Here is a 14228-nt window from a genome sequence, read left to right on the forward strand (position 1 = left end):
GCACGTCAGCAGTGGGTGACTCTCTGCACAAGCCCTCGACAACGATTACCGCACGGGGTCCGGTCCGGATAGCTGACGGTTCGTCAGATCGGCGCTACGGTGGTATTCATGGAGACCTTCCCGAAGATCATCTCGGTGGACGACCACACGGTGGAGCCCCCTCATGTCTGGCGGGACCGGCTCCCGTCCAAGTACCTCGACCGCGGCCCGCGGATCGTCCGCGCACCGCTCAAGGAAATGACCTTCATGGGCGGGAAGTTCGCGCCCGTGATGGGCGCGAAGGGTGACGACGGGCCGATCGGCGACTGGTGGGTGTACGAGGATCTGCACCGCCCGCTCACCCGGCTCGACACCGCGGTCGGCTACGACCGGGACGAGATCAAGCTGGAGATAATCACTTACGAGCAGATGCGTCCGGGTTCGTTCTCGGTCCGCGACCGGCTCGCCGACATGGACGTCAACCACGTCCAGTCCGCGCTCTGCTTCCCCACCTTCCCGCGCTTCTGCGGCCAGACCTTCACCGAAGCGAAGGACCGCGAGCTGGGGCTGCTCGGCGTGCGCGCGTACAACGACTGGATGGTCGAGGAGTGGTGCGGGCCCGAGGCACACGGCCGGCTCATCCCGCTCACCCTGATCCCGCTCTGGGACGCGGAGCTGGCCGCGGACGAGGTACGGCGGAACGCGGCGCGCGGGGTGCGCGCGGTGGCGTTCTCCGAGATACCCCCGCACCTCGGACTGCCCTCGATTCACACGGACGAGTGGGATCCGTTCCTGCGGGCCTGCGACGAGACCGGGACGGTGATCGCCATGCACATCGGCTCGTCCTCGAAGATGCCGTCCACCTCGGCGGACGCCCCGCCCGCCGTCGGCTCCACCATCACCTTCGCCAACTGCTGCTTCTCGATGGTCGACTGGCTGATGAGCGGCAAGTTCGAACGGTTCCCGAACCTCAGGATCATGTACGCGGAGGGACAGATCGGCTGGATCCCGTACATCCTGGAACGCGCCGACGTGGTCTGGGAGGAGAACCGGGCCTGGGGCGGAGTCGCCGACAAGGTCCACCGCCCGCCGTCGGAGCTGTTCGCCGAGCACGTCTTCGGCTGCTTCTTCGACGATGCCTTCGGGCTGAAGAACCTGGACTCGATCGGCGTCGGGAACGTCCTGTACGAGACGGACTACCCGCACTCCGACTCCACCTGGCCCAAGTCGCGCGAGGTCGGCGAGGCGCAGATGGGGCATCTGGACGCCGATGTGGTGGACCGGATCGTGCGCCGCAACGCGATCGACCTGCTGGGACTGACGGACGACGGGCTGTGGGCGGGGCCCGGAGCCTGACCCACCCGGGCCGGAAGGGGCTGCGGCACGCCCCCTCAGGCTCCGCCCCCTCCGGCCCGGGTTCTCATGGCGGTGTCAGGCCCGGGTGACCGGCTCCTGGAGCTCCGTCACCCACTTGTCCCGGTCCTCGGGACACTCCAGGCTGATCTCCCGGGCGTACCCCGCGGACCGGTAGCCGTTGGCGTCGATCCAGCGGGCCAGCGTCTGGGCCGTCGGCAGCACGCCGTCCATCGAACCCCGGTGGACGACGGTCGCCGCCTCCAGCGGGGGCAGCTCGACCACCGTGATCCCGGTGTCGCCCAGCGGGCCCACCGGGGCGGACACCGTGACCCCCGTGTGGACGACGATCGCGCCGCCGCCCTCCGGGGCGTCCTCGTAGTGCGCGATCCCGGGGCCGCTCGGGGCGACGCCCGCCTCGTCCAGCAGCGGGAACAGCCGGTCGTACAGCGGGCCGATCACCGGAGAGATGTCCTCCGGTCCGAAACCGGCCGCGGTGCCGGTCAGTTCGGCGACCCGTACCGCGGCAACATTCTTGACCACGACATCGTCCATGGACATGCTTCCCTCGCTCTCGATCGACCGGAGCCTCGCCTCGACCTGCGTCAGCCTCGCCGCCGCCGCCCTCATGGCCTCCTCCAGCTCCGCCCGGCGCAGCCGCAGCATCCCGCGCAGTTCCTCCGGCCCCACCTGCTCGTCGAGGATGGCCCGCACCTGCTGGAGCGTGAAGCCGAGATCCTTGAGGGCGATGACGCGGTTGAGGCGGGCGAGCTGGGCGGCTCCGTAGAAGCGGTAGCCGGTGGCGGGGTCGGTACGGTCCGGGCGCAGCAGCCCGATGGCGTCGTAGTGACGCAGCATCCGGGCCGACACCCGTCCGTACCGGGCGAAGTCTCCGATGGTGAACATGATGTCTCCCAGCCCACCGCCTCACACGGTGTCAAGGTCAAGCGCCGCCGCCCCTCGGGCCGGCTCCGGAAGAAGTCGCCCCTCGGGCCGGCTCCGGAAGAAAAGGGGAGCGGAAGAAGAGGAGGAGGAAGGGAAAAGGGAGCGGAAAAGGCAGGAGCCCCGTTCCCCGCCGAAGCGGAGGAGCGGGGCTCCTTGGGTACTACTAGCCGGCCGCGATCGGCCGACCCGGGCAACTAGGCCGGGGTGACGTTCTCAGCCTGCGGACCCTTGGGCCCCTGAGTGACGTCGAAGTTCACGACCTGGTTCTCCTCAAGAGAGCGGAACCCGGACGCGTTGATCGCGGAGTAGTGGACGAAGACATCCGGGCCGCCGCCGTCCTGGGCGATGAAGCCGAAGCCCTTTTCAGCGTTGAACCACTTGACGGTTCCGGTAGCCATAAGCCCTCCTTGGGCCAAAGGGTTGCCCTGCTCCAGAACCTGCAAAGAAGTCTGAAAACTACAAAAGCCTGCGGGTTACATGCTCCGCAGGCTCTGTACTGCAAGGGAAACCAAACTGCAACTTGCGTCGAGCCTAGCACGCAGCGTGTATCGAAGGGTAGAGGGAAAGATCACTTCACTCGGATGTTTGATTGCCGCGCTGATGAGCTGACGAAGCGGGCGTACGGAGGGGTGTCGCGAGGGTGACTTCCGGGCGTACGGAGGGGGTCCGAGGACTCTCCCGGAGCACCCCGGGAGTGAGATGGGGTGCGCCCCGCGCCCCCGGTGCCGTCCGGATCGCGCCACGGGTCTAGCCTCGCGATGTGGACAATTCAACCGTCTCAACCGTCGCAGGCGACGACCGTCGCAGCCGGCCGCGCGTCGGCCACATCCAGTTCCTGAACTGCCTTCCCCTGTACTGGGGGCTGGCGCGCACCGGAACCCTGCTCGACCTGGAGCTCTCCAAGGACAGCCCGGAGAAGCTCAGCGAGCAGCTGATCAGGGGCGATCTGGACATCGGCCCCGTCACCCTGGTCGAGTACCTGCGCAACGCCGACGACCTGGTCGCCTTCCCCGACATCGCGGTGGGCTGCGACGGGCCCGTCATGTCGTGCGTGATCGTGTCGCAGGTGCCGCTGGACCAGCTCGACCGGGCCCGGGTGGCCCTCGGCTCGACCTCGCGCACCTCCGTCCGGCTGGCCCAGCTGCTGCTCGCCGAGCGGTACGGGGTCAGCCCGGACTACTACACCTGCCCGCCGGACCTCGGCCTGATGATGCAGGAGGCGGACGCCGCCGTGCTGATCGGCGACGCCGCGCTGCGCGCCAACCTGCACGACGCGCCCCGGCTCGGCCTCCAGGTCCACGACCTGGGGCAGATGTGGAAGGAATGGACCGGGCTGCCGTTCGTCTTCGCGGTCTGGGCGGCCCGCAAGGACTACCTGGCGGCCGAGCCCGACCGGGTGGGCAAGGTGCACGAGGCGTTCCTGGCCTCGCGGGACCTCTCCCTGGAGGAGGTCGCCAAGGTCGCGGAGCAGGCGGCGCGCTGGGAGGCCTTCGACTCGGAGGTGCTGGAGCGGTACTTCACGACCCTGGACTTCCGCTTCGGACCGGACCAGCTGGCGGGCGTGCGGGAGTTCGCGCGCCGGGTCGGTCCGACGACCGGCTTCCCGGCCGACGTGAAGGTCGAACTGCTCGGCGGTTGAGGCACACCGGAGCGGGGCGCGGGGGCGCGGGTCCGGGGAAAGGGCGCCGGGCGTGCGCCTCGCGCGGGAATGCCCCGGGATATAGGTGAATCCCGTACCTTTCGGGATCGCTTATCCCTTCCCGTGCCTTCCCCCGCCACATCTCCCGCCGCATCTCCCTATGCGTTTCTGCCGGTACGGCCTCGATTCGGGTTAATACGCGTCGAATAGCCGATTCCCGGACGGCGGTCCGCCGGACGTCCCGGCCTGCCCCGGAATCGCTCGGGTGAACGACGCATTCACGCCTTTTGTTGTGTCGAAAGCCGTTGTTCGTTCCCATAGGGGCGAAATAGGCGGATGGTTTCCTCTGTGACCCGATGACCTTCGCCCCCTAGGCTTCGGTCGGAGGTCAGGCCGGTCCACAGGGGGAGTGTCCATATGCAGCCGCTGGAAGCCGGCGAACCGCTGACCATCGGTGCCTACCGATTGCTCGGCAGGCTCGGTGCGGGCGGCATGGGCCGGGTCTATCTGGGGCGCAGCGCGGGCGGACGCACCGTCGCGGTCAAGGTCGTGCACCCCCATTTCGCGCTGGACGAGCAGTTCCGCGCGCGCTTCCGTCGCGAGGTGGACGCGGCCCGGCGTATCGGTGCGCAGTGGACGGCCCCGGTGCTGGACGCCGACCCGGACGCGCCCATTCCGTGGGTCGCCACCGGTTACGTGGCCGGCCCCGCGCTCTCCGCCGCGGTCGCCGAGCACGGCCCGCTGCCCGAGAACGCGGTACGGACGCTGGGCGCCGGACTCGGGGAGGCGCTGGCCGCGGTGCACGGACAGGGCCTCATCCACCGTGATGTGAAGCCGTCCAACGTGCTGCTGGCCCTGGACGGTCCCCGGCTGATCGACTTCGGCATCGCCCACGCCATCGGTGCCACCGCCTCGCTCACCTCCACCGGGGTCTCGGTCGGCTCGCCCGGCTACATGGCACCGGAGCAGATCCGGGGCGTCGACATCTCGGGCGCGGCCGATGTCTTCTCGCTCGGCGCGGTGCTCGCGTACGCGGCGACCGGTACCGCCCCCTTCCTCGGCGACTCCTCGGCCGTACTCCTCTACAAGGTGGTGCACGAGGAGCCCGAGCTGGGGGAGCTGGAGGGGGACCTGCGGGAGCTGGTCGCCGGGTGCCTGGCGAAGGAGCCCGAGGACCGGCCCACGCCCATGGAGCTGGCCCGGCGGCTCGCGCCGGGCGGGGCCGCCGCGCTGGTCGCGGCCGGCTGGCTGCCCGGACCGCTGGTGCGCGAGGTCAGCCGGGCCGCGGTCGCGCTGCTGGACCTGGAGCCGCAGGACGCGCCGGTGCAGTCGGGGCCGGTGCCGTTCAGCGGCGCGGAGTGGGGTGCCGACGGGGCCGGCGGGGGCAGCGGCGCGAGCGGTGCCGGGGGCCTGGGCGGTGGGTTCGGTTCACCGGCCGAGCCCTTCCCCACGCACGACCCGACCCGGCTGTCCCATCCGGGCGTACTGCCCTCGTGGCCCGCGACCGCGGGCGCGGCCCGGTCGGCCAGGACGTCGAGGGCGTCCGGGCCGCCGCGGACCGGGGCCTCCGAGCTGCCCGGACAGCGCGCGTCCGACCCGCATTTCTCCGTCACGGTCAGCGCGGACAGCGGCCCGGCCCGGCCGGACGCGCACCGCGGCCGGCGGCTCAGCTGCACCGTCGCCCTCGCGGTGGCGGGCGCCCTGGCCGCCGTGACCGTGGGCGGCGCGTTCCTCTTCGATCTGATGCCGGGCGGCGGCGGCCGGAACAGCGCCGAGCACGGCAACGTCGGCAGCGCCCCGCCCGCCGCCACCGGGTCCACCCGGCCGTCACAGCCCACGGACCCGGGCACCGCGAGCCCGGAGCAGATCGCCGAGCTGCCGAAGGCGTTCATCGGCACCTGGAAGGGCCCGGCCACCGAGAAGACCACCGGGGCGCCGCACGGCACCCTCACCGCCGTCTTCACCGCGGGCAAGAAGGGCACGGACGTGGTCCGGATGAACACCGAGGTCTCCAGCCTCGGAGTCACCGTCAGCTGCAACAGCGTCGCCAGCCTCACCTCCGGCACCGCCGAGGAGCTGACGCTCCACGAACGCGTCGATCCGGACCGGCCCAGCACCCCGGCCCTGTGCACCTCCACCACCACCGACGTCCACTTCACCCTGGCCTCCGACGGCACCCTGCGTTTCCGGTCCGAGGAGCGGGGCGCGGGCCTGCCGTACGCCACGCTCACCAGGTCCGGCGGCTGACCCCGAGAGGGGCTGGCGTACGCTGAACCGGTCCGTAGATCCGTTGAAAAACCGCCGAAAGGTGACAGCCCGGTGACCGAGAAGGCCGACCTTCAGCCCATCCTCGACCGAGCCGCCGAGGGCGGTCGGATCTCTCCGGAGGAGGCGCTCGACCTCTACCGTTCGGCGCCGCTGCACGCACTGGGTGCGGCCGCCGACGCCGTACGCCGACGCCGTTACGCCGGTACGGAGCACATCGCGACGTACATCATCGAGCGCAACATCAACTACACGAACGTCTGTGTCACGGCCTGCAAGTTCTGCGCCTTCTACGCCGCGCCGAAGGACACCGACAAGGGCTGGACGCGCGACCTCGACGACATCCTGCGCCGCTGCGCGGAGACCGTCGAACTCGGCGGCACGCAGATCATGTTCCAGGGCGGGCACCACCCGGACTACGGCGTCGAGTACTACGAGGAGCACTTCTCCGCGATCAAGAAGGCGTTCCCGCAGCTGGTCATCCACTCGCTGGGCGCCTCCGAGATCGAGCACATGGCCCGGATCTCCGAGGTCTCCGTCGAGGAGGCCATCCAGCGCATCCACACCGCCGGACTCGACTCCTTCGCGGGAGCCGGCGCCGAGCTGCTGCCGGCCCGGCCGCGCAAGGCGATCGCCCCGCTCAAGGAGTCCGGCGAGCGCTGGCTGGAGATCATGGAGACGGCGCACCGCCTCGGTGTCGAGTCCACCTCCACCATGCTGATGGGCACCGGCGAGACCAACGCCGAGCGCATCGAGCACCTGCGGATGATCCGCGACGTACAGGACCGGACGGGCGGCTTCCGCGCGTTCATCCCGTACACGTACCAGCCGGAGAACAACAAGCTGAAGGGCCGTACGCAGGCCACGCTCTTCGAGTACCTGCGGATGATCGCCATCGCCCGGATCTTCCTGGACAACGTCGCCCACATCCAGGGCTCCTGGCTGACCACCGGCAAGGAGGTCGGCCAGCTGTCGCTGCACTACGGCGCCGACGACCTCGGCTCGATCATGCTGGAGGAGAACGTCGTCTCCTCGGCCGGTGCCAAGCACCGCTCCAACCGCCTGGAGATCATCGACCTGATCCGCAAGGCGGACCGGGTGCCGGCCCAGCGCGCCACCACGTACGAGCACCTCGTCGTCCACGACGACCCGGCCAACGACCCGGTCGACGACCGCGTGGTCTCGCACATCTCGTCCACGGCCATCGACGGCGGCACGGCCCACCCGGAGCTGAAGCTCCTCAATGCCAACTGACGCCGCCCCCCGATCGGCAGTGGGTCCGAGGCGGCCTTGCTGACGGTGCACGCCGCCGACGCGGTCATCGGCGCCCCGGACGGGGCGGACTCCGTGGCCGTGGACGGCGGCGCGGTCGTCGCCATCGGCGGGTACGCGGAGCTGACCGCCGCCCGTCCGCGGGCCAGGGTCAGGCGGTGGTCCGGGCTGATCACCCCCGGGCTGCTGAACGCGGCGGCCCCGGCACTGCTGGAGGCCGCCTACCACCCGGACCCGCGCGAGGCCGACGAGCACGGCACCGAACCGCTCACCGGTGACGCGCTCACCGCCCTGGGCATGGACGACGCCCGCTGGGGCGCGAGCGCCCGGCGCGGGCTGCAACGGATGCTGCGGCACGGCACGACCGCCGTGCGGGGCCCGTTCACCCGCCCCGCCGTGCGTACCGCGGTCGCCCGCTCGGGGCTGCGCGTCCACGCCCCCGGCCCGGCGCCGGAAGAGGCGTCGCTCGACCCGCTGGCGTCCGTACCGGAGCCGCCCGACGCGTTCGCGACGGCGCTGGCCGTCGGCGGGCCCGCGGACCTGGCGGTGTTCGACGTACCGGACCTGGCGGCGCTGCGCGCCGAGGGTGCCGGGAGCTGCACGGCGACGGTGCTCGGCGGCCGGCTGGTCTTCCGCCGCAGTTGATACGTACGGCCGGTACGTACGGCTGATACGTACGTACGGCGGGCCGGGTCACGGGACCTGCGGGCCGCCCAGATAGCGGCCCTCGGCGTCGTACGGCCAGGCGTTGGAGACGCACCCCTTCAGCCCGTATATCTGCTGCATCATCGCGGGGGCGGGGCGGCCCTTGCCCGGGCAGGTCTCGTGGCCGTGGCCCAGCCAGTGGCCGACCTCGTGGTTGATGATCAGGGCCCGGTACTCGGCGAGCGGGCCGTGGAACTCGGGCGAACCCCGCTGCCAGCGCTTGAGGTTGACCATGACGTCGGCGCCGACCCGGCAGTTGACCTCGCCGTGGGTGTCGAGGCCGCTCTTGCCGCAGATGGCGTCGGTGGTCGCCGGGGTGGCGATCCGGACGACGAGCCCGGCCGGTCCTTCGGAGACCCGGCGGAAGGTGTGCTTGCCGTGGTGCGCCCAGCCGCGTGGCGCGGCCAGGATCCGGGCGATCTCGGCGGCGGCCCGGTCCGGGTCGACGCCCGATCCGTTCTCCACCTCGACCCGGTACGCCATCTCCCCGCTCCTGCCCGCGCCACTGCCCTTGCCCTCGCGCTTGCCCGTATCGGGCGCATCCGCGACGGTGAACGTGCCGGTGCCCGGCGAACTCCCGGACGCGGACGGTGCGGACGCCTTCCCCTCGGCGCCGGTGCTCTCCCGGGGCCCCAGCACGGCGGCGGCACAGAGCAGCGCCACCGGGACGGCGGCGGCGACGAGCAGGCGCCCTCGGCGGCGTTCCGGCTGTGACCGGACGCGTGCGTCTCGTACGGACATCTCGGCTCCCCCCTGGATCCCGGTGGCTCGTTGCCCCCTCCTGTCTGACCGTCGGTTGAACGGATTGGTTCAGTCCACTCGGGTAACGACTTGCGACCGGCGCGGAGCGCCCCGGACCGGGCTGCTTGAATGGGTGGGTGACCCGAGCATCCCTGGACAAGCAGCCGCACGAAGTCGCCACGATGTTCGACGGCGTGGCGGCGAACTACGACCTCACCAACGATGTGCTGTCGCTCGGCCAGGCCCGGCTGTGGCGCAAGGAGGTCGCGAAGGCGGTGCACGCCCGGCCCGCGGAGAAGATCCTCGACCTGGCCGCGGGCACGGCGACGTCGTCGCTGCCGTTCGCCGCGACGGGCGCGTACGTCGTGCCGTGCGACTTCTCCCTCGGCATGCTCCAGGAGGGCAAGAAGCGCAACTCCTGGCTGCCCTTCACCGCGGGCGACGCCACCAGGCTGCCGTTCCGCGACGAGACCTTCGACGCCGTGACGATCTCCTTCGGGCTCCGCAACGTCCAGGACACGGACGCGGCGCTGCGCGAGCTGTACCGGGTGACCAAGCCGGGCGGCCGGGTGGTGATCTGCGAGTTCTCGCAGCCGACCTGGGCGCCGTTCCGCACGGTCTACACCGAGTACCTGATGCGGGCGCTGCCGCCGGTCGCACGCGCGGTGTCCTCCAACCCCGACGCGTACGTCTACCTCGCCGAATCCATCCGCGCCTGGCCCGACCAGCCCGGACTCGCGGCCGCGCTCCAGCGGGCCGGCTGGTCGAAGGTCGCCTGGCGCAACCTCACCGGTGGTGTGGTGGCGCTGCACCGGGGCGTCCGCCCCTGAGGACCGTTCCGCAGGCAGCTTCTCCGTGGACGACGCTTCGGTGAATTCCGGAGCGGGGAACCGGGCGGCGGGGTAGACGTGTCCGTTGAAACGCACATGTCTTCCCCGACATCGTCCCCCTCCCCGTTCCTGCCGCCGGAGCCCGCATGCCGTTGTACTGCCCCTTCTGTGGAACACAGGCCCCGGACGGGGCGCGCTTCTGTATGAAGTGCGGGCGCGAACGCCCGACGGCCGCCGATCCGGCACCGGCCGCCGCCCCGCCGGCGATGCCGGACGCTCCACCCCGGTCCGAGCCGTTCGGACCGCCGTCCCACCAGCCCCCGCCGCCCGGCCACGCGCCGATGCCGGCCGCTGGGCCACCGTCGCAGGGCCCGGCGGGCCCTGCGGTTCCGCCGCCCCTCGGCGCGTTCTTCGGCCGGACCTTCCGGGGCGACTGGGCCGGATCGGCCAAGGCGGCGGCCTGGCCCACCGGACTGATCCTGGCGCTCGCGGTGGCGCTCGCCATCCCCTCGTACGGGCAGGGCGACGACATCGTCGTCGGCTGGGGCGACCGGCTGCGGATCGCGCTGGCGATGCTGCTCCAGGCGTTCGGCGGCGGCTTCGATCTGCGGTCCACCGGCCCGGTCGGCGGCGGGTTCGAGGGCAGCGGGTACTACGGAGACGACGGCGGCATGTCGCAGGGCGGCGCCTCGCTGTCCGTGGTCCCGCTGACCGTCACCGTGCTGTGGGCGGGCGCGCTGATCCTCGGCGCCCGCCGGGCCCGCGCGCAGGGCGGCGGGCTGGAGGCGGCGGTACGGATCGCCCTGGTGGCCTCCGCCGCCGTCCTGGTTTTGGGGCTGTTCGCCCAGCCCGATGTCGCGGGCGTGTCCGTCTCGTCCGCGCCGCTCCTCGCCACGCTCGGGGCGCTGGTCATCTCGCTGCTCGTCACCGGCGGCGTACTCCAGCGCGACGCCGCGGCACAGTGGCTGGCCGCGCGCCCGGCGGCGCTCACCACGGTCCGGGCGGCGGGAACGGCCGTAGGGGCGCTGGGCGCAGTGCTCCTGCTCTGCGGCCTGGCCGGGTACATCGTGTACGCCAACACCGACGGCGTGGACGGTGAGGCCATGCTGATCGCACTGCCGCTGCTGCCGAACATCGGCCTGGCGGTGCTCGGGCTGAGCTGGGGCGCCCCGGTCGAGTACGACATGCGCGGGCAGGTGAACCTCTTCGGCTCGGGCATCGAGCACGGCTCCGTCGGGCTGTCCGAACTGGGCGAGGAAGTGAACGGCTGGGCGGTGACCGGAGCGCTGGCCATCGGTCTCCTCTGCGCGCTCACCCTAGGGATCCGGGCCGCCCGACGCTCGGCCGACCGCCGCGAACAGGCCACCGCGGGCGCGCTGTTCCTCGCGATGTTCCTGGTGCTCAGCGGCATCGGCGGAGTGTCCGTCGAGCTGTCCGGCGACTTCGGGGACATGGGCGGCCAGGGCACGGCGGAGCTGGCGACGAGCGTGTCGGACGCGCTGCTGTTCGGCCTGTTGTGGGTGGGCGGCGCGGTGCTCGTGGCACCGCATCTGCTGCGGCTGACGAGGCGGGCGGCTCCGCTCGCGCCGCGGACGCCGATGCCGGGACCGATGCCGGGGCCCGTGCCCACGCCCATGTCGACGCCGATGCCGCCGCTGCCGGGCGTGGCGCCGGAGGCCCCGACGGCGGTCGTCCCGCCGACGCCGGCCCCGTACGGCCCTTCTGCCACGGCGGACCCGACCCCGCCCCCGACCGCGGCGCCGACCCCGTACGGCATGCAGACCGTCGCACTGCCCACCGAGCCCGCACCCGCGCCCACCGCCCCGCCCGGCTCCCGCAAGCGCTCCGCCCTGATCTGGACCGGCACCCTCGTCGCGGCGTTGCTCGTCGGTGGTGGCGCGACGGCCGGGGTTCTGGCCCTGACGGACGGCGGGGGCGGGGCCGGAGCGGTCGAGGACGACAGGCCCACCGCCGAGGCCCGGAACAGCCAGGCACCCCCGGCCGAGCCGACGCAGCAACAGACCTCCGCCGCCACCCCGTCCGCCTCCACCGTCTCCGCCACCCCGTCCGCCCCCGCCGCCCCCAGCGTTCCCGAGGGCTTCCGGCTCGTCTCCGACACCGCGGGCTTCTCCTTCGCCGTCCCCACGGTCTGGGACCGGCGGAGCGAGAAGAACCACCAGATCACCTACGCGGGTTCCACCGGCCGGGCCGCGCTCAAGGTCGGTGTCATCCGCAACGCCCCGTACAGCTCGTACGAGAACTTCGTGACGCTGGAGCGGACCGCCGAGGCCAACCAGAAGAACTACCGCCGCATCGAACTGGCGGCCAACACCTTCCAGGGGCGGCCCGGCGCGATCTGGGAGTACACCTACGAGGACCGGGAGAGCGGCGAGACGATCCACGCGATCGACCAGAGCCACATCGCGGACGACGGCACCGAGTACGCCGTCTACACCACCGAGCGCGACAGCGAGTGGCCGGGCGCCCGGCGGATCTTCGACACCGCCCTGTCCACGTGGATGCTCAACGACATCGACTGACGTCCGCGTTCACGGCGCCAGGGCCAGCCGGAAGCACACCACTTCCCGGCCGGTCCCCGGCGCCGTGAAGCTCTCCGCCCGCTCCATCCCCAGCCGCCGGGCCACGGCCACGGACCGCTCGTTCCCCGCGTCGATCGTCGCCACCACCCGCTCCACCCCGGCCGCGCGCAGCCGCTCCAGCGTGAGGCGCGCGGCGGTGGTGGCGTACCCCCGGCCCCAGGCCGTCCGGGCCAGCCGCCAGCCGATCTCGATCTCGCCGACCGGCCCGTGATCGGTCCGCGGCCAGGGCTGCGCGCCCGTGAAACCGGCCACCTCGCCGTCCTCGTCCAGCACCGTCCACAGGCAGTAGCCGAGTTCGGCGTCGAGTCTGCGCTGCCGGGCGGTCCACTCCTCGTACATCGAGAGCTCCTCCGACGCACCGCCGAAGAACTCCATCACCTCGGGATCGTCGAACGCGCGATGCCAGGACAGCGCGTCCTCGTCGATCGGAACGCGCAGTTGTACGGAGGGAGCACCGGGAAGCACGGTCGACATCTGGGAGCCCTTCGGAACGTTGATCGGTGGACCCCAATAGACTGCATGGGACAGGTGCCGCGCGGCACGTGATTTCGAGTCCTCGGGAGATCCGACCGTGACCGAGCAGCCCCTCTCCGAACACAGCGCGGATGTGATCGTCGTCGGGGCAGGCCCGGCCGGCTCCACCACCGCGTACTACCTGGCCAAGGCCGGACTGGACGTCCTGCTCCTGGAGAAGACGGCCTTCCCCCGCGAGAAGGTCTGCGGCGACGGCCTCACCCCGCGCGCCACCAAGCAGCTCGTCTCCATGGGCATCGACATCTCCGAAGAGGCCGGCTGGCTGCGGAACAAGGGCCTGCGCATCATCGGCGGCGGCGTCCGCCTCCAGCTGGACTGGCCCGACCTCGCCTCGTACCCGGACTACGGACTGGTCCGCAAGCGCGACGACTTCGACGAGCAACTGGCCCGCCAGGCACAGAAGGCGGGCGCGCGGCTGCACGAGCGCTGCAACGTCGGCGCCCCGATCATCGACGACCGCACCGGCCGCATCACCGGCGTCAACGCGAAGCTCGGCGAGGAGAAGACCCCGGTCACCTTCCACGCCCCGCTCGTCGTCGCCGCCGACGGCAACTCCACCCGGCTGTCGCTCGCCATGGGACTGCACCGCCGCGAGGACCGCCCGATGGGCGTCGCCGTCCGTACGTACTTCACCTCGCCCCGTCACGACGACGACTATCTGGAGTCCTGGCTGGAGCTGTGGGACCGCCGCGGCCCCCAGGACCGGCTGCTGCCCGGCTACGGCTGGATCTTCGGCATGGGCGACGGCACGTCCAACGTCGGCCTCGGCATCCTCAACTCCTCCTCCGCGTTCAAGGAGTTGGACTGGCGCGAGGTCCTCAAGGCATGGTGCGCCTCGATGCCGGAGGACTGGGGCTACACCCCCGAGAACATGACGATGCCGATCCGCGGCGCCGCCCTCCCGATGGCCTTCAACCGCCAGCCCCACTACACCAAGGGCCTGCTGCTCGTCGGTGACGCGGGCGGCATGGTCAACCCGTTCAACGGCGAAGGCATCGCGTACGCCATGGAGTCGGGTCAGATCGCCGCGGACGTCATCGTCCAGGCCCACGCCCGCGCGACACCCGCCCAGCGCGAACTGGCCCTGAACAACTACCCGAAGGTGCTCAAGGAGACCTACGGCGGTTACTACACGATGGGCCGCGCCTTCGTGAAGCTGATCGGCAACCCGAAGGTCATGAAGGTCGCCACCCAGCGCGGCCTGACCCACCCGCTGCTGATGAAGTTCACCCTGAAGATGCTCGCCAACCTGACCGACCCCACGGGCGGCGACGCGATGGACCGCATCATCAACGGGCTCTCCAAGGTGGCCCCGAAGGCGTAGGACGGGAATGGCGTAGTACTGGCGTAGGACTGGCCTGACCG

12 protein-coding genes and 1 pseudogene are annotated in these 14228 nt (G+C 71.5%); 9 read left to right on the forward strand and 4 right to left on the reverse strand.

Annotated elements, in window-relative coordinates; genetic code table 11:
* Positions 1 to 108: 108 nt before the first annotated feature.
* Complete coding sequence (locus ACFVH0_RS07390; protein ID WP_385818571.1) at positions 109 to 1335, forward strand: amidohydrolase family protein; 1227 nt, start codon at positions 109 to 111, stop codon at positions 1333 to 1335.
* A gap of 75 nt (positions 1336 to 1410) precedes the next feature.
* On the opposite strand, the gene ACFVH0_RS07395 is transcribed toward ACFVH0_RS07390, so the two are convergent.
* A complete protein-coding gene (locus ACFVH0_RS07395) occupies positions 1411 to 2238 on the reverse strand; it encodes a MerR family transcriptional regulator (protein WP_385818572.1) in 828 nt (275 codons plus the stop codon).
* 233 nt (positions 2239 to 2471) lie between these two features.
* Positions 2472 to 2675 carry a cold-shock protein gene (locus ACFVH0_RS07400; RefSeq protein ID WP_003967102.1) on the reverse strand — a complete coding sequence of 68 codons (204 nt, stop codon included), beginning with the start codon at positions 2673 to 2675 and terminating at the stop codon, positions 2472 to 2474.
* A 362-nt stretch (positions 2676 to 3037) separates the two neighbouring features.
* On the opposite strand from ACFVH0_RS07400, the gene ACFVH0_RS07405 reads away from it, so the two are divergent.
* The 4 genes from ACFVH0_RS07405 to ACFVH0_RS07420 all read left to right on the forward strand — a co-directional run bounded on the left by ACFVH0_RS07405 (position 3038) and on the right by ACFVH0_RS07420 (position 8098).
* Entirely contained in the window at positions 3038 to 3916 is an 879-nt protein-coding gene (locus ACFVH0_RS07405) for a menaquinone biosynthetic enzyme MqnA/MqnD family protein (RefSeq protein ID WP_385818573.1), read from the forward strand.
* A gap of 417 nt (positions 3917 to 4333) precedes the next feature.
* On the forward strand, positions 4334 to 6163 hold the full coding sequence (locus ACFVH0_RS07410) for a serine/threonine-protein kinase (RefSeq protein WP_385818574.1): 1830 nt from the start codon (positions 4334 to 4336) through the stop codon (positions 6161 to 6163).
* Between the two features lie 72 nt (positions 6164 to 6235).
* The gene (gene mqnC, locus ACFVH0_RS07415; RefSeq protein ID WP_385818575.1) at positions 6236 to 7435 is read left to right on the forward strand and encodes a cyclic dehypoxanthinyl futalosine synthase; all 1200 of its coding nucleotides are present in this window, start codon (positions 6236 to 6238) and stop codon (positions 7433 to 7435) included.
* 36 nt (positions 7436 to 7471) lie between these two features.
* On the forward strand, positions 7472 to 8098 hold the full coding sequence (locus ACFVH0_RS07420) for a hypothetical protein (RefSeq protein ID WP_385818576.1): 627 nt from the start codon (positions 7472 to 7474) through the stop codon (positions 8096 to 8098).
* Between the two features lie 48 nt (positions 8099 to 8146).
* Here ACFVH0_RS07420 and ACFVH0_RS07425 read toward each other — a convergent pair whose 3' ends face one another.
* Positions 8147 to 8899, reverse strand: a complete 753-nt coding sequence (locus ACFVH0_RS07425) for a DUF3152 domain-containing protein (protein WP_385818578.1) — start codon at positions 8897 to 8899, stop codon at positions 8147 to 8149.
* 137 nt (positions 8900 to 9036) lie between these two features.
* On the opposite strand from ACFVH0_RS07425, the gene ACFVH0_RS07430 reads away from it, so the two are divergent.
* The 3 genes and pseudogenes from ACFVH0_RS07430 (at position 9037) to ACFVH0_RS07440 (ending at position 12269) form a co-directional block, all read left to right on the forward strand.
* Positions 9037 to 9729 (forward strand): demethylmenaquinone methyltransferase, encoded by a 693-nt coding sequence (locus ACFVH0_RS07430; protein ID WP_266913501.1) that lies wholly within the window; start codon positions 9037 to 9039, stop codon positions 9727 to 9729.
* Positions 9730 to 9875: 146 nt separating this feature from the next.
* Positions 9876 to 9944: pseudogene (locus tag ACFVH0_RS07435) on the forward strand (zinc-ribbon domain-containing protein); the annotation flags it as partial.
* 126 nt (positions 9945 to 10070) lie between these two features.
* Positions 10071 to 12269, forward strand: coding sequence for a hypothetical protein (locus ACFVH0_RS07440; RefSeq protein ID WP_385818595.1), 2199 nt, complete (start codon positions 10071 to 10073; stop codon positions 12267 to 12269).
* A 9-nt stretch (positions 12270 to 12278) separates the two neighbouring features.
* Here ACFVH0_RS07440 and ACFVH0_RS07445 read toward each other — a convergent pair whose 3' ends face one another.
* Positions 12279 to 12803: a GNAT family N-acetyltransferase gene (locus ACFVH0_RS07445; protein ID WP_385818579.1), complete on the reverse strand. Its 525-nt coding sequence runs from the start codon at positions 12801 to 12803 to the stop codon at positions 12279 to 12281.
* A gap of 97 nt (positions 12804 to 12900) precedes the next feature.
* Between ACFVH0_RS07445 and ACFVH0_RS07450 the strand changes: the two genes are divergently transcribed.
* The gene (locus tag ACFVH0_RS07450) at positions 12901 to 14187 is read left to right on the forward strand and encodes a geranylgeranyl reductase family protein (protein WP_385818581.1); all 1287 of its coding nucleotides are present in this window, start codon (positions 12901 to 12903) and stop codon (positions 14185 to 14187) included.
* Positions 14188 to 14228: the final 41 nt, after the last annotated feature.

Source organism: Streptomyces sp. NPDC127117 (assembly GCF_042677325.1).
Taxonomy (GTDB): domain Bacteria; phylum Actinomycetota; class Actinomycetes; order Streptomycetales; family Streptomycetaceae; genus Streptomyces.